Here is a 23,457-nt window from a genome sequence, read left to right as displayed (position 1 = left end):
AAACGAGGTGGTTATATGAAATTACCGCAGGATGTACATACCATGTTGCTGCGCACGATGTCTGCCATCACGATGACCTTATTGCTGGCGACAAGCGTCATTCCGGATTCGGCATGGGCTGCGTCAGCGATCCAAGAAGCGAATGCAGCTTTGAAAGGGAAAGGAGAAAACGATATTTTTGAAAGCGTATCCAATGTAAAGACCAACCTCGAAGGGTGGCAGTTGAAGGGCAGTGGCAATATGGAACAAACGGCAGAAGGTTTACGGCTTAGTTCCGATTCAAGTGAGAATGCAGCGGCGATCTCAGCAACCAGAGCGGATGATTTTGTCTATGAAGCCGATGTGATGATTACGGATATGCAAGCAGATGCTTCGCTGGTCTTTCGTTCAAGCGTTGACGGCTGGTCATCGTATATGCTGCAAATCGTACCCAGTGCAGGCTTGGTTCGCCTCAAGGATGCCCGCGAAGGGAACGGAAGATTGAAGGTTGAAAAAGCGCTCTCGTTGAGTCAAGGGGAAATCGTTCACCTTAAGGTCAAGGTGGTAGGCAGCAATATCAAGGTGTTTTGGGGAAACCAATATGAACCGATAATGGAAGTCGATGATACGGCTTATTCCACAGGACAGCTGGGTCTACATGTGTGGGATGGTTCCGCCCTGTTTCAAAATATCAAGGTGAGCGAGTGGAAAGGCAACTTGTTCGGACCGGTAAATACGAGCGGGGACTGGCAGCCTGACATCAAAGGGCTTAAGGGATCGGCATCGGAAGGGCTCGAAGCCTACAGAATCTATAAGAATGCGGCTGCGGATTATGTGCTGGAAGGAAATATCACCTTAGGGGGACAGGCTGAAGCCGGGTTCTATTGGAGAGGGAACGATCAAGGAACGGAGGGATACGAAGCCATATTCAGGAGAGAGGATGATCAGGTTCGGGTAACGCTGGAAACCTCGGATGGAAAGGTGATTGGCGCATCGAGCCGTACATACCCAAGCCTGCCCACAAGTGTGCATCATGTAGAGATCCACGTCTCCGGAGACAGAACTCAAGTCACTGTAGATGGTTACGAACCCGCTGCGATCCGCATTTCCGACGGAAGTTACGCGGACGGATCGATCGGGATGAAGGTAAAGTCCGGAACGGCTTACTTTCAGGACGTGTACGTAACTCCGATGGAAGATTATTATACGGAGGAATACCGCCCGCAGTATCACTATAGCCCAATCCGAGGCTCGGTAAGCGATCCGAACGGATTGGTCTATTTCGAAGGGGAGTATCATCTTTTCCATCAGGACGCAGGCCAGTGGGCGCATGCGGTCAGCCGGGATCTGCTGCATTGGAACCGGCTGCCGATCGCACTGCCTTGGAACGATCTCGGACATGTCTGGTCGGGTTCCGCCGTAGCCGATACAACGAACGCTTCAGGTCTGTTCGGGGATTCTGGAGGCAAAGGACTCATTGCCTACTATACATCCTTTAATCCTGATCGGCCGGGCGGGAATCAGAAGATCGGACTTGCTTACAGCACCGATCACGGACGGACCTGGACGTATTCGAAAGAACGGCCGATCCTCATCGAGAACCCGGGCAAACAGGGCGAGGATCCCGGAGGATGGGATTTTCGCGATCCCAAAGTGGTTCGGGATGAAGCCAACAACCGCTGGATCATGGTGGTATCAGGGGGAGATCATATTCGCTTCTATACCTCCGACAATCTGGTCGATTGGTCCTTAACGGACCGTTTCGGGTATGGGGAATATATCCGTGGAGGCGTGTGGGAATGTCCGGATCTGTTTCAGCTTGCCGTGGACGGCTCGGGTCAGCGCAAATGGGTGTTGATGATCAGCAGCGGCGCTAATCCGAACACCCAAGGCTCCGATGCGGAATATTTTATCGGCGATGTGACGCCAGACGGCAAATTTATGAATGATCATACGGCGGGGACCGTGCTGAGAACGGATTGGGGCAAGGAATTCTATGCCTCCATGTCCTTCTCCGACCTGCCGGACAATCGTAGGATCATGCTGGCATGGATGACGAACTGGGATTATCCCTTCAGTTTTCCGACTTCGGGCTGGAAGGGCCAGCTGACCATACCTAGAGAGCTGTCGCTCAGAACGACGAGTGAGGGGATACGTCTGCACCAGTCTCCAATCTCTGAGCTTGAGACCCTCCGGAATACGGTCATCCATGTGAACAACAGGGAAGTGACGGAGACCTCGCAGAATGTGTTAAAGGGAATTCAGGCCGGCGCGTTTGAAATCGAGGCGGAAGTCGAGATTCCGACAGACAGCAGCGAGCTGGAATTCGGCTTCCGGCTGCGGGAAGGCGGCGGACAACAGACGGTGGTCGGTTATAATAATGCCGCGCATCACATGTTCATTGACCGTTCGGCATCGGGAACCACGGATTTCTCCAGCCTGTTCTCGACCGAACACAAAGCTTTGCTGCACCCCATAGATGGAGTGGTCAAGCTGAGTATTTATGTCGATGAATCTTCCGTCGAGGTGTTCGGCAATGACGGAAACGTTGTGTTCTCGGACGTTATTTTTCCGGATCGGGCCAGACGGGGGATGAGCTTTTACACCCAAGGCGGCCAAGTAAAGCTGAAATCCCTTCAGGTGCATGAGCTGGATTCCGTGTGGAGGCATCTTGATCTATCAGAACCTGCTTCCCGAATCCTGTTGGATTCATACGAGCTGGACCTGTCCCAGGGAGAGACCGAATCGTTGTACGCAGCCGTGGATCGTGTCCAGGGCAACGGGAAGAAACCTTTGGTATGGACATCCAGTCATCCCGATACGGTCCGGATTGTTTCATCCGATGAGACCCATGCCGTATTGAAAGCTTTGAATGCGGGAGAAGCCGTGATTATGGCCTCAACGCCAAACGGAAAAATATCGGCGAGCACCCGCGTGTTGGTCACGAGCGGAACGTTCAAAACAAATCTGACGGGATGGAAACCGGACCTCAAGGCCTCGAAATGGGTTCTTACCGAGCATGGAATCCGGGGCAGCCATTCAAGCGATGCCAATTATATGGCGCAAGAGAAGGCAGGAGACTTCACGTTCGAAGGAGACATGCGGCTTGGGGAAGCAGGCGGTGCCGGGTCCATGCTGTTTCGGGCAAGCGGGGACGGACGCAGTGGATATTATCTGAATCTGGATCCTGGTATGAAGGCGATTCGGCTCTTCTACATGGTCGAAGGTCGATTCGAGGAACGTCAGGTCCTGGCCAGAGTCCCCGGTTTTATCCAAGGGGGAAGAACCTATCACCTGAGGATTGAAGCGAAAGGTCCGCATATTCAAGTCGACGTGGACGGGAAGACGGTAATCGATGTGATGGACGGGACATTTGCCGAAGGGCATTTTGGCGTCAATGTGTTCGGCGGGCAGGCTTCCTATCAAAATGTCTACGTCCGTCATTCGTCTGAAGCTCGTCTGAGGAAAACCAGCTTCATGAACGAAGCCATGAACCAGGTGATCTATACCGAGAAATCCGTAAACGGCGAACCCGTTACCGTGAAGGAATCAACGGGTACGGGGAACCCGTTATGGGTATTGGTACCAACAGGAGAGGACGATACGTATTCCATTCGTACGCCGGAAGGCAAGGCTTTGGATGTGGATACCGGGCAGAACCGGATTCAGTTATACACATATCTCGGTTATAACAATCAGCGATGGCGAGTGGAACGTCAGGAAGATGATACGGTAACCATCCGATCCGTGCACGATGGCCGGGCGATTGCCGTAAGGGCTGACGGTTCGGGGCTTGAAATGAATGAGCCGGATGCCGGTTCGGATCGTCAGCGATGGCGGCTTGGCCCTGAAGCCAAGGGAGCGATAATCGAATAAGGGGAGAGCTGCCGTTGCCGGCGGCTCTTTTTTTCGGGGTATATAACCGATGGTTCGGCGATGGACGAACCAATTCCTGCCGGGATGCGGGGACGGATAAAAGGGTGACGCTCCGTGGCGAGTATGATACTCTAGAAGAGTTACTAGATTGATAGAACAGATGGGAAACACCGTGTGCACGAATAGGTAACAAACGGTAATTCGGAACCAAAGGGGTTAAACCTATGACAGATTTATTAATGTATGAGCGAGAGTATTGGAGCCGTTATATACATATTGCAGGCATCGACGAGGTCGGCCGAGGCTGTTTGTTCGGCGATGTGGTCGCAGCAGCAGTCATTTTGCCGGAGGGGTTAGTGATTGAGGGGATCAACGATTCGAAGAAACTCAGTGCCAAGAAGCGGGAGACCCTCTATGACCTCATTATGGAACAGGCACTGGCGGTCGGCGTTGGTTTGGTGGACGCGGAAACGATTGACCGCATTAACATCAAACAAGCCGCAAGACTTGCCATGAAGATGGCGATCGAGCAATTGGCTGTTACTCCCCAGTTTCTGCTTGTTGATGCCGAGAAGGTGGAATGCGATATTCCCCAGCGTGCCATCATCAAAGGCGATGCGAACAGTCAGTCCATTGCCGCGGCCTCCATTATTGCCAAGGTGACTCGCGACAGATTGTGCGAAGGGGAATGGGAGACGCGTTATCCGGAATATGGAATTGCCGTACATAAAGGCTACGCTACCAAGTTTCACCGTGAACAGCTGCAGCTGCACGGACCTACCGCGATGCATAGAAGAAGTTTTCTGAAAAATATGGAGATTGAGCAATTGTCGCTATTCTAGATTTCGATGCAGCCCGCCCTCGTCAAAAGGCGGGCTGCTGCCGATATATAAGGTATACAGAAGGTGTGGGAGGAACTATCGTGAACATCGGATCGTTGATTCGCGGACTCCTGGGAGAGCAAAAGCCGGGAGACGCCAAGACGTTGGAATTAAAGCCGGGTCAGGTCGTTCGCGGTGTCGTTATGAACGTATCGGAGGACGGGCAGGAAGCTGTGGTGCAGATCCAGGGCGTTCAAGTGAAGGCGAAGCTGGAAACGCCGCTTCGAGCCGGGGAAACCGCTCTTCTGGAGGTTCAGCCGCCGGGAGAGGGAGGGACGGCCGTACTCAAGCCGCTTAGTCAAACGCCAGGACAGCCGCTGTCCCCGTCTTCGATGGCTGAGGTGCTGGATTTTGCCGGTCTTCCGGATACGAAGGAAAACCGCGAAATGATCAAGGGTATGCAAAATGCAGGAGTCCCGTTGACGAAGGACAATATCGCCATGTTCCGTGAGGCATTGGCCGTGAAGCCTCCGCAGATTCCCGCGGCGGAATGGGCGGAGTCGGCTGCAATCGCTTTTCACCGCGGCCTGCCGATTACCCCCGAAAGTGTAAAGGGGCTGCATCAGGCTGTGTTTGGACCCCAGCTTCATCAACTGCTGCAATCGTTGGAGCAGCAGCTAGCGTCTGCTTTAAGCAACGGTAACGGAGGCGCTGCGGCTGCCGGAAAAAATGCAGCGTCCGCTGTGCCTTCGACAGCAGCTGGCGCAGAGGGGATCGCTGCCGCGCAGCAGCAAGCAGCAGCGGCGAACAATGCTGCTGGAGGTGCCGCACAGGCCGGCTCAGGTCAGCAGGCACTGCTGACCAAGCTGCAGGGCCTGCTGCAGCAGCTGCGCGGCGAGCTGGCGCAGCCATGGGCCAGCGGCGGCACGGCAACGCCTGCCGCCGGCCAACCCGCCGCCGTGCCAATGGGGCCGGCGGCGGGTTCAGGCGAAGGGGCCGCAGGCCCTTCGCCAAAGCCGCCCACCCCTGGCGCGGAGCCGTGGGTGGGGCGGCTCTTGAAGCTGCTCGGTGCGGAGCACGAGCAGCAGGCCCTGCGCGGGGCCGGGACGGGCCCCGCGGGCGAAGCGGCGCGCAGTGGCGGCGCCGCAGCACCAGCCGGGCAGCCTGCGGCGGCGCACGGCAGCAGCACGGCCGCCGCGCCCGGAGCGAGTGCGGCTGTGCCCGCATCGGCAGCTGCTCCAACGGCAGCAGGCGCGGCTGCCCCGCCTCCTGCTGCAGCGCAGCCAACCGCTGCTGCGGCAGCCCAAGCATCCCTGCCCGCCACTCCTGCCCCTGGCAGCGGTGGCGCAGCAGCGAGTACGCCAGGAGCCTCCGCCACGCCAGGGAATGCGGGGAATGCGGCGAATGCGGCGAATGCGAATCAGCAAGCTGTTCCGAATGCTCAGGCTGGTGCCGTGAATCAACAGGGCTTGACGCAGCCGGTTGTGCCATCCGGCCAGCAGAATTCTGTCCAAGGCGTACAACAGGCTGTCATGGCCTCAACACAAACGGGTGAATCGGCGCTTGCCCTGCAAGACACACTGAAGGGAGTATTGCTTCAGGTGCTATCCAGCCAAGAAACGCCGCCTGCGCTAAAGGAAGCGGCACAGCAACTCGTTCAGCATTTAACAGGCCAGCAGCTCTTGCTAAACACGGATCGCACGGCACCGTTTGCGCAGGTCACGATGTTCATCCCTCTGCATGGGGTCGATGGGGAACAGACGGCATCCGTACATATTCAATCCCGCAGAGGCCGCAAAGGCGAGCTGGATGCAACCAACTGCAGGCTTTTGTTTGACTTGGACATGAAATTTCTGGGCCCGACCTTGATCGATGTGCAGGTTGTTGACCGGATCGTCAGCCTCAGCTTTCGAAATGATCAAAGTTACGCCGCGGAGCTGTTTGAGGGAAAAAAAGAAGAGTTGGCTCAAGCTGTTTCGTCTATCGGCTACCAATTGCTCAGCGTAAAAACAGAACCGCTGCCCCTAGTTGCCCCGCCTAATTCAGACATGTCCGTACAGGGAACGGCAGCAGAATACACCCCGCAAACCTATAAAGGGGTGGACATGCGCATATGACCAAGCAAGAGAAAGAGCAAGGGCAAATAACAGCCATGAAAAAGGCAGTTGCCCTGAAATATACGCCTGGCGAGAGCGAAGCGCCGGTTGTGGTTGCCAAAGGGAAAGGGAAATTGGCGGAGTCTATATTAGACAAAGCTAAAGAGCATGGCGTCCCTGTCCAGGAAGATGCAGCTTTGGTGGAGATTCTCTCCAAGCTGGATCTGGATCAGCAGATTCCCGAGGAGCTGTACCAGCTTGTAGCGGAAGTGCTGACATTTGTTTATCGTGCGGATCGTCAAGCGAAAGATGGAGGGATGATGCCATAATGAACTCGCCTTCCGGCAAAAAGGACAGCCGCAAGCAAAAAGGAGCCGCTGCCGAAGAGCTGGCGGCCGCTGCCCTAATTGAAAAAGGATACCGGGTTTTGGAACGGAATTGGCGCTGCCGCTTTGGAGAACTGGACATCGTTGCCGAAACAGGGGAGACCCTTGTGGTGATTGAGGTCAGAAGCCGAAGCGGAACAGTCAGCTTCGGCACGCCTTCCGAGTCCGTGAACGCCCGCAAAATGATGCAGGTCCGAAACACAGCCCAGCAGTACGTTCATCAAAAGCGTTATTATGAACGGCCGGTCCGGTTTGATGTTATCTCCATTATTCTTCGCCCAGATCTGACGCCCGTCTCGATGGATCATATCGAGAATGCATTTTAGATGGATACGATCCAAAGCATCTATAAGGATACCAAAAAGAAGGTGATAGGAGCCGAGCTCCATCACCTTCTTTGCGCAGTACAGATTATTTATTCAATAGGAGCGAACTTCCATACCGTTGTTATCCAAATCATATCACTCTCCAGCTCCATTTCACAAATGAGTGGTTTCATCGGCGGTGATATATTGGCGATCCAGCTGACGGTATTGAATCGCTTCTGCGACATGCCGGCTCTGTATCCTATCGGATGCTTCCAAATCGGCGATGGTTCTGGCCAGCTTCAGGATTCGGTCATAAGCGCGCATGCTCAGGCCCAGCGTATCGATTGTCGCTTGCAGAAGCTCAGCCGAGTCCTTGTCCAGCACCGCATGTTTCCTCAGGAAGCTGCCGAACAGTTCGCTGTTCCAGCTGAACGGTAACTTGCTGTAACGTTCCAATTGAATCCTTTGTGCCGCATAAACTTGATCCCGCATTTGCTTGGAGGATATAGGTGTTGCGCCTCCAGGCCATTCCTTCGGCCGAGGCACGTCCACCTGAAGGTCGATCCGATCCATCAAGGGCCCCGATATTCTAGCGCGATATTGAGCAATTCGTGTAACGCTGCACGTGCAGCGTTGATGAGGGTGATCACTGCCGTAATAACCGCACGGACAGGGATTCATCGAACAAGCGAGCATGAAATGCGCAGGGAAGGTAAATACCGCTCGTGCCCGGCTGATGGTTACTTCGCGATCCTCCAAGGGCTGTCGCAGCACCTCCAGCACATGCCTTGAGAACTCAGGGAGCTCATCCAGGAAGAGAATGCCTTTATGGGCCAGACTGACTTCTCCCGGCTTTGGAATGGTACCGCCTCCGATGAGCCCGCCGGCCGATATGGTATGGTGAGGGGACCGAAAAGGACGTCTGGTCATTAACCCATCGGATGGCTTTAGCTTTCCGGCAGCACTGAAGATTTTCGTTGTGGTCAACGCTTCTTGGTCCGCCAGCGGCGGCAGTATGGTGGGGAGGCGCTTCATGAGCATCGTTTTACCCGTACCCGGGGGCCCAATGAGCAGAATATTGTGCATGCCTGCGGCAGCAATGGTCAGAGCGCGTTTGATATGCTGCTGGCCAATTACATCTCTATAGTCTTCCAGCTGCTTGTCCTGGAGGCCGTCCGCTTGTATTCTGCTTGGATGCGTGGCCCGATCATATCTGAGCTTTGCCAGCGAAACGGAAGCGATGGTTGCTCCTCCAGTTTCACGGTTATCGATAACTCCATCTGATCCATCCTGGACGAGCTCATTCAAGTGCCTGAGCCCATAAACTTCGATCCCCCCGATCAATGCAGCTTCCGGGGCATTTTCGCTCGGAAGAAGTACTCCGGCATATCCTTCCTTTTTCGCTTGCTCCACCATCGGTAACACCCCGGTGATGGGTCTTAGCGTACCATCCAGTGCAAGTTCGCCAAGGATCAATATTTGCCCGGCATTCGAAAAGGTCCATTGCTCGCTTGTTAGCAATATGCCAACGGCGATTGCCAGATCGAAGGAAGAGCCTTCTTTGCGCAGATCTGCCGGTGCGAGATTGACGGTTACCCGTTTTAAGGGATAGATAAAACCGCAGTTTTTAATCGCTGCCCGAACCCGCTCAATGGATTCGCGAATGGAGGAATCGGGCAGACCGATGATGGAGGTTTGGGGCAGTCCGTTCGCCAGGTCTACCTCGACCTGGATGACAACGCCGTCAATGCCGTGCAAGCAAGCGCTATGAAGTTTTCCGTACATAAATGAAAGCACCTCATTTCTGATATCAGTGGATTGAATCGCAAAAGAACATCCAAGATTCGAAATGGGTGCTTCCTCATTTTCGCTGGGTGACTCTAGTCCGTATTGTAAAAGTTTACCTCTTGGCTGTCAATTCGCACTCCTCTTCAAGATACTCCATCCAAGAGACAAGGACCCAACCGCGGTGCGGGATCTGAGTCGTGAATGTACCATAATTCAGAAAGTTGTCACTTCTTCAGAATCGTAGCTACAGTCAATAACGGGAAGGAATGTGAATAGTCAATCCATGGTTCCGGCAAGTAGAATCAAAATCATAAACGACATGCTGCTGTAAACAGTAGCTGGCGTTACATCATCATACATAAGGGAGAGGGTTGCGTGAACATTTGGAACCGAAAGCTCGGGTTGGTGGCATTGGCCGCCGTTATAACCGGCACATTATTGAGCGGATGCACAAAAGAAAACGTGGCAAAAGAGGAGAATCCTGAAAACGCCGCCTTAGGCAAAGAAGTCACACTAGAAATGATGACCTTCTCTCATACGAATTGGCCCTATAAGGAAAACTGGCCGATTTACCAGTACTTAAAAGAAGAAACCGGCATCTCCTTCAAGGTACAACCCGTGATGAGCGATTACACCACAACGATGAACCTGGCGATATCCTCGGGCGAAATACCGGATCTTATGATGGTCAACAGCTTGAACGCCGCCAATACGCACGGGGAGAGCGGAGCGTTTGTCGACTATTTCGAGCATTTGGAACAGATGCCGAACTATAAGAAGTTTCTCGAAGACCATCCCGAAGTGAAGGCAGCTATTCTGTCTCCAGAGGGAAGGAACTATTTTATGCCGTTGTATGGACTTGAGCAGCAGTCCAGGCGGTCATGGCTATACAGAGACGATATATTCAAAAAACACAATCTGACGCCGCCGACGACATACGACGAACTGTACACCGTCGCGAAAAAATTAAAGGAATTGTACCCTGACAGCTTCCCGATTGCCGTTTTCAACGGTTTGAGTCCGCTGGTCAATATGGCACCTGCGTTTAATACAAACAGCAGCTACTATTACGATTTCGAGAAGAATGAATGGCGCTATGGTCCGACAGAGGCCAACTACAAGAAAATGGTTGAGTATATGAATAAATTTTACACGGAAGGCTTGGTTGCGCCTGACTTCATGGCTCATAAACGCAAGCAATTTAACGATCTGCTGCTTCAGAACAAATCGTTTATCGCCAGCGATTATATCGGCATCATGGATGAACTTCCGTTAATGCTTGGGGATAAAGCAGCCGAGTTTAGTCTTGATTATATGGTTCCTCCTGTTGGAACGCCGGATGGCAAGTCCCACAATGTATTTGCCGGATTGCAGTCCGACGGGTTTGCGGTGGCGGCAAATTCCAAGGAGCGGGATCGGCTGCTGAAGTACCTTGATTTCTTGTTCTCCCCCGAAGGTATTGAGCTGGCAACCTGGGGTAGGGAAGGCGAGACGTTCACAACCGAGAACGGGGCTCGCAAATTCAACCCGGATTACAAAGAGTTCGGCGACTTGAGAACCAAGACGGGCATCGCAACAATCGGAGCGCATACGGTATTGGATATGACGGCATACGAGTCCATGTATTCCCCAAAAATGCGGGAAGCGATGAAAATCGCGCCAGACCATGAAACGAGACCCCAGCCAAGGCTTGCGTATACGAATGAAGAAAATGAAGTGCTCAGCATGGTCGGCGAAACGGTGAAAAAATTCCATGAGGAGCAGATCGCCAAGTTCATTCTAGGACAGAAACCGATGGATGATTGGGATGCTTACGTGAATGAAGTGAACAAGCTTGGCGTGCAGCAGGTGCTGGATGTGCATAAAAGTGCTTATGAGCGGACGCAAAAGTTCTTAAACGAAGCCAAGTAATGGATATCTGCGCGGCATACGGCAAGATGAGCGCACTGCTTTCTTTTCCCGGACCGGCTCTCGGCTAAGTAATGGCTGGTCCCGGTCCTTATGGGGGAAGCGGCCTGATGGATGAGTTTTGAACTAACGGGTAAAGGAGGATGCGTTTTTTTGCAACCACAGAAGAATCCGGGTTTCTTGACGAAAGTGAAGCGGGACAAATACCTGCTGCTGCTGCTTCTGCCCTGTGCTCTGTATTACATCATCTTTAAGTACGTTCCCATATTCGGCATTTCGATCGCCTTTATGGACTACAACCTATTTAAGGGGATCACGGAGAGTGACTGGGTGGGTTTCAAATATTTCAGCATGTTTTTTAATACGCCTGATTTCTGGCCTGTTCTCAGAAATACATTCCTGCTGGGGTTATACAAGCTGATCTTCGGCTTTCCGGCACCTATCATCCTTGCTTTACTCATTAATGAAGTGAGCAAGTCGTTTTTGAAACGGTTTGTCCAAACGGTCAGTTATCTCCCGCACTTCATATCCAATGTCGTTGTAGCGGGGATCGCGGTTATGTTCCTGTCCCCGACAGGCGGGGTAGTCAACCAGCTGCTGAGTGCCGTCGGACTCGAACGAATCAACTTTTTGGTTGAGGCCTCCTGGTTCAGGTCGATCTATGTAACGACCGACGTATGGCAGCATATCGGATGGGGGACCATCATCTATTTGGCTGCTTTGACGGCAATCGATCCGCAGTTATATGAAGCGGCACGGATGGATGGGGCTAACCGGTGGAAGCAGGCGCTGAACATTACGCTTCCCGGCATCGCGCCTGCAATCGTGATTATCCTGATACTTGATATCGGAAAAATACTGGAAATTGGCTTTGAGAAAGTATACCTGCTCGCAACTCCCGCCACTTATGAGACAGCTGATATTATATCCACCTACGTGTACAGGGTCGGCTTAACGCAAGGCAACTACAGTTATGCCACGGCGATTGATCTGTTTACCGGCATCATCAGCTTCATCTTCATTATCGCGGCGAATTCGTTCAGCCGGCGGGTTAGCGGAAGCAGCATCTGGTAAAGGAGGAACGTGATGAAACCGAAATGGAATTGGTTTGACGCGCTCAATGCCTTGATCCTTTCCGGGATCGTGCTCGCGTGTCTATATCCGTTTGTTTATATGCTGGCCGTGTCCCTGAGCGATTCCGCATCGATCGCCTCAGGGGAAGTGTGGCTATGGCCGAAGGGCTTCAATCTGGATATGTATCAGTATGTGTTCGAGGACGGTCGGGTGCTGAAAGGATATAAGAACACGCTGATTTACGTGATTTCAGGGACCGCCATTTCTTTGATTGTAACGGCACTAGGGGCTTATGCACTGTCCAAGACCAAGATGGTCATGGGCAAACCGATCCTGATGCTGATCGTCTTTACGATGTTTTTTAACGGCGGGATGATTCCGACGTTTCTGGTCGTGAAGGAGCTGGGCTTTGTCAACACGATATGGGGCATGGTACTGCCCGGAGCGGTAGGTACCTGGAATCTGCTCATCATGCGGACTTTCTTCATGGGCATGCCTCAAGAGCTCGAGGAATCCGGAAAAATAGATGGACTGTCCGAAATCGGGATTTTCTTCCGGATTGTGCTCCCGCTATCCAAGCCGGTGCTGGCCACCATCGGCTTGTATTATGCCGTCGGGATGTGGAATAACTTTATGGGGCCGCTGCTGTATCTGCGGGATGCCGATATGCAGCCCCTCCAGGTCATTTTAAGAAACATCGTGCTGTCGGGGCAATTGACGGGGACGGATGGTCCGGTTGTGGGCGATATCGTGGTGGTGGAGGATGGCTTGAAATTCGCTACCATTATGGTGTCTACCTTGCCGATCCTGCTTGTCTATCCGTTTATACAGAAGTATTTTGTAAAAGGGGCTTTGATAGGCTCGGTTAAGGGTTAGCGTTAAAGGTAAAGCGGTCGGCCGCTCACCTGTGTGTTATCGGATCCAGTTGGTTTTCCGGTAATCACCCGGTGTTTGGCCGGTTATTTTTTTGAACATGCGGATAAAGGAAGTGACATTACGGTAGCCGATCCGGTTGCCAACTTCCTGAATCGGCATATTTGTCGTCTGCAGTAGTTCTATCGCTTTTGTTATTCGAATCGCATTCAATTGGTCGCTAAAGTTGCTCCCCGTCTTCTCTTTAATATACCCGGATAGATAAGTTGGCGACATGTTGAGTTTAAAGGCAAGCTGCTCGAGTGATATATCTTCAGCGTAATGGGACTCCAAATAATGAATGACATATTGAATGATATCGTAATGTTCTTCACGTTTCAGACGGATCGCATGGGCTGCATGGGCAAGCTCGTCGAGCAGGATTTCCCGGTATTGCTCGGGGGTTACGCTATAAGCAAGCTTTTGTGCGTAATCCGGAAGGGCGTCGATATTGATTTTCAGCAGTTCTACTGTCCTTCTCATGCGGACCGAGACCGATTTGGCAAAGTGGCTTAGTTGATCGGCCGTGGCCTCTTGCCGCTGCAATCGATCCAGGGCGCGCTCAATGAGCGATTGGCAGCTGCTCTCGTTGCCAGCCTGTAAGTTCACGTAAAATTCGTGTTCCTGCTCGGCAGTGAATCCTGTTACATCTTCTCGGCGTTCCTTCTCCCAGATGATCTGGGTTTCCTCAATCGGCATGGCTTGTTGCAGGAGCGACATGGCTTCTGCATAAGCCCGGTCAAAATCAGAGGTTTGCTGGAACACGGACGAAACCGCAATATTCACGAGATAGGTGCTTTGATCTTGATCAAAAATCTGTTTGAGCTGATTGAGACACTGCTGCAGCATGTCGGATTTTTCTTGTGTATACACAATGGTTAAAATCTGCTTGCCCTCCATCTGAAGGGTATGGGATATGGGAAACGATTCTTGGATCTGCAGCGTGATCATGTCTTTGATCTTGCCGGTTGCCCTTGTCATTAAGGCATCAAGCTGACGCGAAGGGACGTGCCGGTATCTCAACTGATAAAGGATAACCATAAATTCACCCTCGCCGACCCAAAGTTCGTTGGAAGCGTTGGTATCAAGGGCAATGTTTTTGAACTGGGCCAAATAATGGTAGCTTGTCAGCAGCGGTTTGGTATGGTCCATCCATTCCTTGATGATCTTACGTTCATGCTGCAAACCCTTCAGATGGTTGGAAATGGCGCTGAATTCGGAGATACTCCCTTGATATAGCTCCATCTCCGCTTGGCCCAGGCCCGTAACCATTCTCTTGAGCGGCAGGTTGATTTTTCGGGAGAAAACCCATGATGCCAGAATACCAATAAGCAGGGTAGCTGCAAATAAGAGTACAGCCATCCAGTTCATGCGGCTGATGCTTTGATTGAGTTCCTTATGGGGAATAATAGAAACGTAGGTAAGACCGGAGCGGGCGCCTTTTTCGAAAAAGTAATAGGTTCCCTTCTCCATCATCCATTCCGATTGGCCGTCCCATTCCGGCAGTGGCAGGGATTTAGCATCCGGGGCGGATTCATACAGGGTTGTTCCCTCCGAGTCCACCAGCAGAAAACGGGAATCGGCCATTCCATTATATGATTCATACCAGCTTTTCATATTTACGAAAGCGATGATCTTCCAGGGGCTGCCTTGTACGTTCGTAATTAAAGGCATCAGCTGCAATTCACTCTTCTCGGTTCCGATGGTGAACGTGCGGCTGGGAAGCATGTGCAGAAAACCGTTTGCGTGATCTCTACGCTTCCAGAATTCGTATGAATAGGAGTCGCTTTTGTAGTAATGCTTAAACATGCGGTCATCATCGACGATGCCATCCCGCTCAAGCAGGAAGGAATGATTTTGGTAGTAAATCATGACATTATTTAAGTGGTAGTAGGGCTGGCTTACCAGGGTCCGAATCTGATCCATGACCGTATCCACCTGCAGATAATTGATGCCTTTCTTTCCCCCGGAATCGGCCTGCCTGCTGATATTGCCGACAAATTCATCGTGCTGAAGGTTGAGGAGGAGATTTTTCCATGTGGAGTACTGCTTCTCAAAATGATCGACGGTGTTTCGAATCAGGGTCAGATTATATTTGACAATTTCATTGTTAACATTGCGGGAGTAGAATGTCATCGACCATAGATTATAGGAGGAGAGCAGGAAAATCACGACGAGAAAATACACGAGCATTTTGACAAATAATGAATGCAGCGGAAAAAATGACTTCAACCAACTCATGCTGAATCTCCTTATAATTGCGTTCACTAATCTTTCAATCATTCTACCGGATAGCAGAAAAAGGATAAAGAGTTTTATTTTGCGTCACAGTTTAACGCGAACAAAAAGGGATTTAATGGTATAATAGTAATCAATACACTAATTATTACGGGGAGGGGAGAGGGATTCGGTATGACAATTTTATGGGAAAATATCATCCTTACACTAGTTGCAGGATTGTTAGGCATTGCCGTTGTCGTATTGGGGATTGTCGGATTGATAAGCTTTGCACGAAAAAATAAATGAATTTTACATATTTCTCCAATTTATATCTGGAAGGAATCATACCCATGCCAAATCGAGTGGATAAACTGTGAACTTTTTAAGGTAAGCGTTTTAAAAACATGTTACAATAGCTTGGGTTTAATATATAAAGGTTGACAGGGTAATCTTTCATAGATTAGTTCCGTGTTAGCCAGCCTTGTTCCAGTCATGTTGATAGGAGGATTCGAGAATGAATATCCATGAATATCAAGGAAAACAAGTACTGAAGCAATATGGAGTAGCTGTTCCGAACGGCAAGGTAGCGTTTACGGTAGAAGAGGCAGTTGAAGCTGCACAATCTTTGGGAAGTCCCGTAACCGTTGTCAAAGCACAGATCCACGCAGGCGGTCGGGGTAAAGCCGGCGGCGTTAAAGTGGCGAAGAACCTGGACGAGGTTCGTGCTTATGCTGAAGAAATTCTGGGCAAGGTGTTGGTGACTCACCAAACGGGTCCGGAAGGCAAGGAAGTCAAGCGTCTCCTCATTGAAGAGGGCTGCGATATTCGCAAAGAGTATTATATCGGTGTGGTCGTTGACCGTGCTACCGGCCGTGTCGTTTTGATGGCGTCCGAAGAAGGCGGTACCGAGATCGAAGAGGTTGCCGCAGCAACTCCCGAGAAGATTTTCAAAGAGGTCGTAGATCCAGCGATCGGACTTCAAACATTCCAAGCACGGAAATTAGCGTATTCCATTAATATTCCGAATGAACTGGTAGGAAAAGCCGTTCAGTTCATGCTGGCCTTGTATAAGGCATTTGTAGAGAAGGATTGCTCTATCGCTGAAATCAATCCGCTTGTCGTAACCGGGGACGGAAACGTCATGGCTCTAGATGCCAAACTCAACTTTGACTCCAATGCGTTGTTCCGTCATAAAGACATCCTTGAGCTGCGCGACCTGGACGAAGAAGACGAGAAGGAAATTGAAGCATCCAAATACGACTTGAGTTACATAGCTCTGGATGGCAACATCGGCTGTATGGTTAATGGCGCCGGTCTTGCCATGGCTACGATGGACATCATTAAGTACTATGGCGGGGACCCTGCAAACTTCCTTGATGTTGGGGGCGGTGCAACAACGGAGAAGGTAACGGAAGCCTTCAAGATCATTTTATCCGATCCTCAAGTAAAAGGAATCTTTGTCAACATTTTCGGTGGTATTATGCGCTGCGACGTTATCGCTACCGGTGTTGTCGAAGCTGCTAAACAGCTGGGCTTAACTCGTCCGCTGGTTGTACGCTTGGAAGGAACGAACGTAGACCTCGGCAAGCAAATTTTGGCTGAGTCCGGTCTTAACATCGTACCTGCTGATTCCATGGCCGACGGAGCACAGAAGATCGTCTCCCTCGTTCAGTAATATTTCATTCCTGAAGGGGCATGGCACGATGGGCTTCGAAAGCCCTGCCGTGCGGTTGCTTTCATTTTCAAATAACAATAGGGGATGTGAATCAATCGTGAGTATTTTGATCGATAAAAATACAAAAGTTATCACGCAAGGGATTACAGGTAAAACAGCCCTTTTCCATGCAAAAGGCGCCCTGGATTACGGTACACAGATGGTCGGGGGGACTTCACCCGGCAAAGGTGGAACCGAAGTCGAAATTACGCTTGAGAACGGTGAAACCGTCAAATTGCCGGTTTACAACACCGTTGAGGAAGCCAAAGCCAAAACAGGCGCAACCGCTAGCGTAATTTATGTACCCCCGGCTTTTGCAGCCGATTCCATTCTGGAAGCTGTTGATGCCGAGATGGATCTGGTTATCTGTATTACAGAAGGCATTCCGGTGCTGGATATGGTCAAAGTATCCCGCTATATGGAAGGCAAGAAGACTCGTTTGATCGGACCTAACTGTCCGGGTGTTATTACGCCGGGTGAATGCAAAATCGGCATCATGCCTGGTTACATCCACACGCCAGGACATGTCGGAGTTGTATCGCGCAGCGGTACCCTGACATATGAAGCCGTTCATCAGCTGACTGCTCGCGGCATCGGACAATCCTCCGCCGTAGGGATTGGCGGCGACCCGGTTAAAGGGACGGAGTTTATCGATGTATTGAGACTCTTTAATGAAGATCCTAACACCAAAGCGGTTATTATGATCGGTGAGATCGGCGGTACAGCGGAGGAAGAAGCGGCTGAATGGATCAAAGCGAACATGACTAAACCAGTGGTAGGCTTCATTGGCGGCGCAACGGCGCCTCCAGGAAAACGCATGGGCCACGCAGGCGCGATTATTTCTGGCGGTAAAGGGACAGCCAAGGAGAAAATCTCTGTACTTGAAGCGTGCGGTATCAAGGTAGCTCCTACACCTGCTGAAATGGGCTCAACCCTGGTTAGCGTGCTTGAGGAGAAGGGTCTCCTGGAGTCTTGCACGACTCACTAGATCTAGATTTTTATGCAATTCTAGCTAAGGCGTAACTTAAGGTAAGCAACCTTTTATTTCCTAAACAGGAAATGAAGGGTTGCTTTTTTGTTTTTGATTTTATATTTTAAGGAGGTCCCATTATGAAGGTAGACAGCTTACTGCTGATCGCATTGCATGAAAGCGAAGGTGTCGGATGGAAGACCATTAACCGAATCATATCGAACGGTGAGCTGCATGAGGGGTTGCTGTCTTATGATGCGAATGATTGGAGGGCCTGTGGTTTGTCTGTCGAAAAAGCGAATAAACTGGCCAAGGACTTCCCTTCCGCTGTCGAAAGAAAGCAGATCGATCTGTCGAATGCGAATGATGCCGGGTATCGGCAACATGAAGCCGGGGTATGGAATTTGACAAACCGTTCAAAAATACGTATTATAACAGCCCTCGATGATATCTATCCGGACAGATTACGATCTTCGCCACAGGCTCCTTGGGTGTTGTATTGCATCGGCGATCTACATCTGCTGTCGAGGCCTGGGATTGCGATGGTAGGTACAAGAATGCCTACGGCATATGGGCGCAAAATTGCAACGATGCTATCCGAGGAGTTGGTACGATCAGGGTTCATGGTTGTCAGCGGCATGGCCAGAGGCATTGATAGCGTAGTCCACGATGCGGCTTTGCGAAGCGGGGGACCGACAGTGGCGGTTCTCGGAGCCGGCGTTGACGTTATATATCCACCGGAGAACCGATCACTGTATGAAGAGATTGCGGCTAAGGGGCTTATCATTTCCGAATACCCGCCAGGCACCAAGGCGCTACCGGGGTTCTTCCCTCAGCGTAACCGGATTATCGCGGGACTCACGTTAGGTACCGTGGTGGTGGAGGCGGATGCCCGCAGCGGATCGTTGATTACGGCGGATTTAGCCCTGGAGGCGGGAAGGGACGTGTTCTCCGTTCCGGGTCCTGTTACTTCACCCAAGAGCAGAGGGACTTTGGATTTGATCAAGCAAGGAGCCAAGATGGTCACGGAAGCAAGGGATATAATAGAAGAATATGATTCCTTGTTGCCAAAAGTGGCCTCCGGTACATACAATAAGGAGCGGCGGGCCCCTCGTCAGGAGCAGCCCGATGAACTAGCCGGGTTGACAAATGACGAACGACAAATATACCATATGCTCGAACAGGGTCCCGGGTCGCTGGATGAAATGATCGAGTTAACCCGGTGGGATTTTGGACATTTGCATTCAGTTCTGTTATCTTTAATCATAAAAAAGCAGATTACCCAATTACCCGGTGCTATATATAAGATCATTTAATGGGAAAGTTTGAATGTTGGAGAGGAGGATGAACCTGTGGCGGATTCACTCGTCATCGTAGAGTCGCCTGCTAAGGCGAAAACGATTGGCAAATATCTCGGCAGCAAGTATATCGTGAAGGCTTCGATGGGTCATGTTCGCGATTTGCCGAAGAGCCAGATCGGGGTTGAAGTAGAAAACGACTTCAATCCGAAATACATTACGATCCGCGGAAAAGGTTCTGTCTTAAAGGAACTTAAGGATGCTAGCAAAAAGGTGAAAAAAGTGTACCTCGCAGCTGACCCCGATCGCGAAGGGGAGGCCATTGCATGGCATCTTGCGCATGCATTGGAGCTGGATGATACTCAAAGCCTGCGGGTTGTATTTAATGAAATAACAAAAACAGCCGTGAAGGATGCCTTCAAGACGCCGCGCAAAATTAACATGGATCTGGTCAACGCGCAGCAGGCAAGACGTATCCTGGACCGATTGGTTGGTTATAAGATCAGCCCTATTCTATGGAAGAAAGTGAAAAAGGGACTCTCTGCCGGCCGTGTTCAATCGGTAGCTGTCAAAATCATTCTCGACCGCGAGAATGAGATCAGCGCTTTCGTGCCGGAAGAATATTGGACCATTACGGCCAAACTGGCCATTAAAGGTTCTGCATTCGAAGCCAAATTCACGCAGCTTAATGGCGCAAAGAAAGAGCTCACCAATGAACAGGAAGTAAATGAAATTCTTCAAGCGATTCGGGATGCTTCCTTCCAAGTCAGCGAAGTAAAAGAGCGAGAGCGTCAGCGCCATCCGTCTCCACCGTTTACAACGAGTTCCTTGCAGCAGGAAGCTGCACGTAAACTTGGTTTCCGGGCGGCTAAGACCATGTCCGTTGCCCAGCAGCTGTACGAGGGCGTCGAGCTTGGCAAGGAAGGCACCGTCGGTTTGATTACCTACATGCGTACGGACTCCACGCGCATCTCAGGGACGGCTCAAGAAGAAGTAAAAGAATACATCACCGAGAAGTATGGTGATCCGTTCGTTCCGGAGAGCCCGAGACAATACTCGAAAAAAGCAGCCAACGCTCAGGATGCGCATGAAGCGATTCGTCCTACATCGGTGCTGCGGGATCCTGAATCCATGAAGCCGTTTATGAGCCGTGATCAGCTCCGCTTGTACAAACTGGTCTGGGAGCGTTTTGTGGCAAGTCAGATGTCTTCTGCAGTGCTGGATACGCTTTCTGTTGATATTGCCGCGGGCAAGGCCGTCTTCCGCGCAACAGGTTCGAAGGTTCGTTTCCCTGGATTCATGAAGGTTTACGTCGAAGGCAACGACGACGGGACGACAGAAGAAGATAAATACCTGCCGGAGCTTCATAGTGGCGACATTCTGGAGAAGCAGGACATTGAGCCGAAGCAGCACTTCACGCAGCCACCTCCGCGTTATACGGAAGCACGTCTTGTCCGGACGCTGGAAGAGCTCGGCATAGGGCGACCTAGTACGTATGCACCGACACTGGAGACGATCCAGAAGAGAGGCTACGTTGCCATCGAAGAGAAGAAATTCATGCCAACCGAGCTCGGTGAACTTGTCATCGAGCAGATGGAGCAGTTCTTCCCGGAAATTCTCAATGTGGAGTTTACGGCTAACATGGAAGAGGACCTCGACCATGTGGAGGAGGGCTCCGAAGATTGGGTCAAAGTATTGGCAGAGTTCTATGAATCCTTCGAAAAGCGCCTTGAAGTAGCAGAGGAAGAAATGAAGGAAATCGAAATCGAAGATGAGGTTTCCGACGAGATCTGCGAAAAGTGCGGAAAGCCGTTGGTCTATAAGCTGGGCAGGTTTGGCAAGTTTCTTGCATGCTCAGGCTTCCCGGATTGCCGGAATACCAAGCCGATCGTGAAAGATATCGGCGTGGCGTGCCCGAAATGCAAGGAAGGCCATGTCGTGGAACGACGAAGCAAGAAGGGGCGCGTCTTCTTTGGATGTGATCGTTATCCCGAATGTGATTTCGTATCATGGGATAAACCGTCAACGAAGCCGTGTCCGAATTGCAGCAGCTTAATGGTAGAGAAGAAAAGCAAGCAAGGCATCAAGCTTCAATGTACTTCTTGTGATTATTCCGAAATGGTCGAGGAACAAGACGACGCAGCAGATTTGTAAGGCATACAGGGGGTAATGACGTTGACAGATTCACAGAGGGTTACGGTTATCGGTGCAGGGCTTGCCGGCAGTGAAGCTGCCTGGCAGATCGCTAGCCGGGGCATACCCGTTACATTATATGAGATGCGGCCGGTCGTTAAGACGCCGGCTCATCATACGGACAAGTTCGCTGAGCTTGTATGCAGTAATTCGCTTCGGGCGAACGGTTTAACCAACGCAGTAGGGGTATTGAAGGAAGAAATGCGGATGCTGAACTCGCTTGTCATCGGTTCGGCAGACCGCAATTCCGTCCCGGCTGGCGGCGCATTGGCCGTTGACCGTGACGGTTTTTCGGGAGAAATTACGGAAACTCTGCATCAGCATCCTTTAATTGAGGTTGTAAATGAAGAAATTCAGCATATACCTGAAGAAGGCATCGTTGTTATTGCAACTGGGCCGCTGACCTCGCCCGCGTTGTCATCACAGATTCGTGAGCTGATGGGTGAGGACTATTTCTATTTTTACGATGCGGCTGCTCCGATCGTGGAAAAAGATTCAATTGATATGAGCAAGGTTTATCTGGCATCCCGTTATGATAAAGGCGAAGCGGCTTATCTGAATTGTCCCATGACAGAAGAAGAGTTCGACGCTTTCTATGACGCTCTTATCAATGCCGAAGTCGCTCAATTGAAAGAGTTTGAGAAGGAGATTTATTTCGAGGGCTGCATGCCGATCGAGGTCATGATGAAGCGTGGTAAACAAACCGCCTTGTTTGGCCCGATGAAGCCTGTTGGATTGGTGAACCCGCATACAGGCAAGCTGCCGCACGCTGTGGTGCAGCTCCGTCAGGATAATGCCGCAGGTACCCTCTACAATCTTGTCGGTTTCCAGACTCATCTGAAGTGGGGTGAACAGAAGCGGATCATTTCCATGATTCCGGGACTTGAGAACGCCGAAATTGTGCGTTACGGTGTCATGCACCGCAATACGTTTGTCAATTCGCCTAGACTGCTGGAACAAACCTATCAGGTGAAAACACGGCCAAATCTGTATCTGGCGGGACAAATGACGGGCGTAGAAGGATATGTTGAATCGGCGGCATCCGGATTGATTGCCGGGATCAATGCAGCAAGAGCCGCTCAGGGGCAGGAGGGGATCGTATTCCCTCAGGAATCAACTATCGGGAGCATGGCCTATTACATAACCCATGCAGATCCAGATAACTTCCAGCCGATGAATGCGAACTTCGGCCTTCTTCCGAGTCTCGAGAAGCGCATTCGCAACAAAAAGGAAAAAAACGAAGCGCTTGCAAGCAGAGCGCTTGACGGAGTACGCGTATTTATTAATGCTAACGAACTAAATACAATCTAATCTTATTTTCTTAGGGAGGTCTTGCCATCATGGAAATGACTTTTCACGCCACTACAATTTGTGCAGTACGGCATAATGGCACAGCAGCTATTGCCGGCGATGGCCAAGTTACATTTGGTGAAAGTGTAGTCATGAAGCAGACCGCCAAGAAAGTGCGCCGTCTTTACCGGGGACAAGTTGTCGCCGGTTTTGCCGGTTCTGTGGCGGATGCTATCACGTTATTTGAGAAATTCGAAGGCAAGCTGGAAGAGCACCATGGAAATCTGCAGCGCGCCGCTGTTGAACTCGCGAAGGATTGGCGTCAAGACCGTGTGCTTCGCAAGCTTGAAGCTTTGATGATTGTTATGGATAAAACCGGGATGCTGCTGATTTCAGGTGGCGGCGAAATCATCGAGCCTGATGATGATGTGCTGGCCATTGGGTCAGGCGGCAATTTTGCCTTGTCGGCAGGACGGGCGCTTAAGCGTCATGCCGGACATATGGAAGCGAAGGATATAGCCAGAGAAGCGCTTCAGATCGCTTCTGAGGTGTGTGTCTATACCAACAGCAATATTATTGTCGAAGAGCTGTAAGGATGCCATACAGCAACATATAGCCATATCA

General features: G+C 51.1%; 16 protein-coding genes. 14 read left to right on the top strand and 2 right to left on the bottom strand.

From position 1 onward, the window contains the following. Nucleotides 1-15: 15 nt before the first annotated feature. From BJP58_RS08620 to BJP58_RS08600, 5 genes are all read left to right on the top strand, one after another. Nucleotides 16-3,855 (top strand): GH32 C-terminal domain-containing protein, encoded by a 3,840-nt coding sequence (locus BJP58_RS08620; protein ID WP_194543588.1) that lies wholly within the window; start codon nt 16-18, stop codon nt 3,853-3,855. Between the two features lie 224 nt (nt 3,856-4,079). Continuing rightward, on the top strand, nt 4,080-4,697 hold the full coding sequence (locus tag BJP58_RS08615; RefSeq protein WP_194543587.1) for a ribonuclease HII: 618 nt from the start codon (nt 4,080-4,082) through the stop codon (nt 4,695-4,697). Between the two features lie 80 nt (nt 4,698-4,777). Then, nucleotides 4,778-6,793, top strand: coding sequence for a hypothetical protein (locus BJP58_RS08610; RefSeq protein WP_194543586.1), 2,016 nt, complete (start codon nt 4,778-4,780; stop codon nt 6,791-6,793). After that, nucleotides 6,790-7,101, top strand: a complete 312-nt coding sequence (locus BJP58_RS08605; protein WP_194543585.1) for an EscU/YscU/HrcU family type III secretion system export apparatus switch protein — start codon at nt 6,790-6,792, stop codon at nt 7,099-7,101. Before BJP58_RS08610 ends, BJP58_RS08605 begins: the two co-directional genes overlap by 4 nt. Then, the gene (locus tag BJP58_RS08600) at nt 7,101-7,484 is read left to right on the top strand and encodes a YraN family protein (protein ID WP_194543584.1); all 384 of its coding nucleotides are present in this window, start codon (nt 7,101-7,103) and stop codon (nt 7,482-7,484) included. The genes BJP58_RS08605 and BJP58_RS08600 overlap by 1 nt, the downstream gene beginning before the upstream one ends. A 153-nt stretch (nt 7,485-7,637) precedes the next feature. On the opposite strand, the gene BJP58_RS08595 is transcribed toward BJP58_RS08600, so the two are convergent. After that, entirely contained in the window at nt 7,638-9,251 is a 1,614-nt protein-coding gene (locus BJP58_RS08595; protein WP_194543583.1) for a YifB family Mg chelatase-like AAA ATPase, read from the bottom strand. A 378-nt stretch (nt 9,252-9,629) separates the two neighbouring features. On the opposite strand from BJP58_RS08595, the gene BJP58_RS08590 reads away from it, so the two are divergent. The 3 genes from BJP58_RS08590 to BJP58_RS08580 all read left to right on the top strand — a co-directional run bounded on the left by BJP58_RS08590 (nt 9,630) and on the right by BJP58_RS08580 (nt 13,112). After that, complete coding sequence (locus BJP58_RS08590) at nt 9,630-11,165, top strand: ABC transporter substrate-binding protein (RefSeq protein ID WP_233355004.1); 1,536 nt, start codon at nt 9,630-9,632, stop codon at nt 11,163-11,165. Between the two features lie 111 nt (nt 11,166-11,276). Continuing rightward, complete coding sequence (locus tag BJP58_RS08585) at nt 11,277-12,236, top strand: ABC transporter permease (RefSeq protein ID WP_374198190.1); 960 nt, start codon at nt 11,277-11,279, stop codon at nt 12,234-12,236. Nucleotides 12,237-12,248: 12 nt separating this feature from the next. Next, nucleotides 12,249-13,112 carry a carbohydrate ABC transporter permease gene (locus BJP58_RS08580; RefSeq protein WP_071220069.1) on the top strand — a complete coding sequence of 288 codons (864 nt, stop codon included), beginning with the start codon at nt 12,249-12,251 and terminating at the stop codon, nt 13,110-13,112. Between the two features lie 36 nt (nt 13,113-13,148). Here BJP58_RS08580 and BJP58_RS08575 read toward each other — a convergent pair whose 3' ends face one another. Further along, on the bottom strand, nt 13,149-15,389 hold the full coding sequence (locus tag BJP58_RS08575) for a helix-turn-helix domain-containing protein (RefSeq protein ID WP_194543582.1): 2,241 nt from the start codon (nt 15,387-15,389) through the stop codon (nt 13,149-13,151). Nucleotides 15,390-15,882: 493 nt separating this feature from the next. Here BJP58_RS08575 and sucC point away from each other — a divergent pair, with 493 nt between their 5' ends. The 6 genes from sucC to hslV all read left to right on the top strand — a co-directional run bounded on the left by sucC (nt 15,883) and on the right by hslV (nt 23,426). Continuing rightward, nucleotides 15,883-17,043 (top strand): ADP-forming succinate--CoA ligase subunit beta, encoded by a 1,161-nt coding sequence (gene sucC, locus BJP58_RS08570; protein WP_006211339.1) that lies wholly within the window; start codon nt 15,883-15,885, stop codon nt 17,041-17,043. Between the two features lie 97 nt (nt 17,044-17,140). Next, nucleotides 17,141-18,070, top strand: a complete 930-nt coding sequence (gene sucD / locus BJP58_RS08565; protein ID WP_071220478.1) for a succinate--CoA ligase subunit alpha — start codon at nt 17,141-17,143, stop codon at nt 18,068-18,070. A gap of 122 nt (nt 18,071-18,192) precedes the next feature. Then, the gene (gene dprA / locus BJP58_RS08560; protein ID WP_194543581.1) at nt 18,193-19,368 is read left to right on the top strand and encodes a DNA-processing protein DprA; all 1,176 of its coding nucleotides are present in this window, start codon (nt 18,193-18,195) and stop codon (nt 19,366-19,368) included. Nucleotides 19,369-19,404: 36 nt separating this feature from the next. After that, on the top strand, nt 19,405-21,504 hold the full coding sequence (topA, locus tag BJP58_RS08555; protein ID WP_194543580.1) for a type I DNA topoisomerase: 2,100 nt from the start codon (nt 19,405-19,407) through the stop codon (nt 21,502-21,504). A 15-nt stretch (nt 21,505-21,519) separates the two neighbouring features. Next, entirely contained in the window at nt 21,520-22,854 is a 1,335-nt protein-coding gene (gene trmFO / locus BJP58_RS08550; protein WP_374198191.1) for an FADH(2)-oxidizing methylenetetrahydrofolate--tRNA-(uracil(54)-C(5))-methyltransferase TrmFO, read from the top strand. A 29-nt stretch (nt 22,855-22,883) separates the two neighbouring features. Beyond that, on the top strand, nt 22,884-23,426 hold the full coding sequence (gene hslV / locus BJP58_RS08545; protein ID WP_006211334.1) for an ATP-dependent protease subunit HslV: 543 nt from the start codon (nt 22,884-22,886) through the stop codon (nt 23,424-23,426). Nucleotides 23,427-23,457: the final 31 nt, after the last annotated feature.

The sequence above is a fragment of the Paenibacillus sp. JZ16 genome (genome assembly GCF_015326965.1).
Lineage (GTDB): Bacteria > Bacillota > Bacilli > Paenibacillales > Paenibacillaceae > Paenibacillus_AQ.
The sequence above is the reverse complement of the archived record's forward strand: the minus strand, read 5'-3'. Positions and strand labels throughout refer to the sequence as shown.

Coding starts and splice junctions, on each gene's coding strand:
- BJP58_RS08605 (WP_194543585.1), top strand. CDS start 6,790: ATGACCAAGCAAGAGAAAGAGCAAGGGCAAATAACAGCCATGAAAAAG.
- BJP58_RS08615 (WP_194543587.1), top strand. CDS start 4,080: ATGACAGATTTATTAATGTATGAGCGAGAGTATTGGAGCCGTTATATA.
- BJP58_RS08580 (WP_071220069.1), top strand. CDS start 12,249: ATGAAACCGAAATGGAATTGGTTTGACGCGCTCAATGCCTTGATCCTT.
- BJP58_RS08585 (WP_374198190.1), top strand. CDS start 11,277: ATGAGTTTTGAACTAACGGGTAAAGGAGGATGCGTTTTTTTGCAACCA.
- BJP58_RS08575 (WP_194543582.1), bottom strand. CDS start 15,389: ATGAGTTGGTTGAAGTCATTTTTTCCGCTGCATTCATTATTTGTCAAA.
- hslV (WP_006211334.1), top strand. CDS start 22,884: ATGGAAATGACTTTTCACGCCACTACAATTTGTGCAGTACGGCATAAT.
- trmFO (WP_374198191.1), top strand. CDS start 21,520: ATGACGTTGACAGATTCACAGAGGGTTACGGTTATCGGTGCAGGGCTT.
- sucC (WP_006211339.1), top strand. CDS start 15,883: ATGAATATCCATGAATATCAAGGAAAACAAGTACTGAAGCAATATGGA.
- BJP58_RS08600 (WP_194543584.1), top strand. CDS start 7,101: ATGAACTCGCCTTCCGGCAAAAAGGACAGCCGCAAGCAAAAAGGAGCC.
- dprA (WP_194543581.1), top strand. CDS start 18,193: ATGAAGGTAGACAGCTTACTGCTGATCGCATTGCATGAAAGCGAAGGT.
- BJP58_RS08620 (WP_194543588.1), top strand. CDS start 16: ATGAAATTACCGCAGGATGTACATACCATGTTGCTGCGCACGATGTCT.
- BJP58_RS08595 (WP_194543583.1), bottom strand. CDS start 9,251: ATGTACGGAAAACTTCATAGCGCTTGCTTGCACGGCATTGACGGCGTT.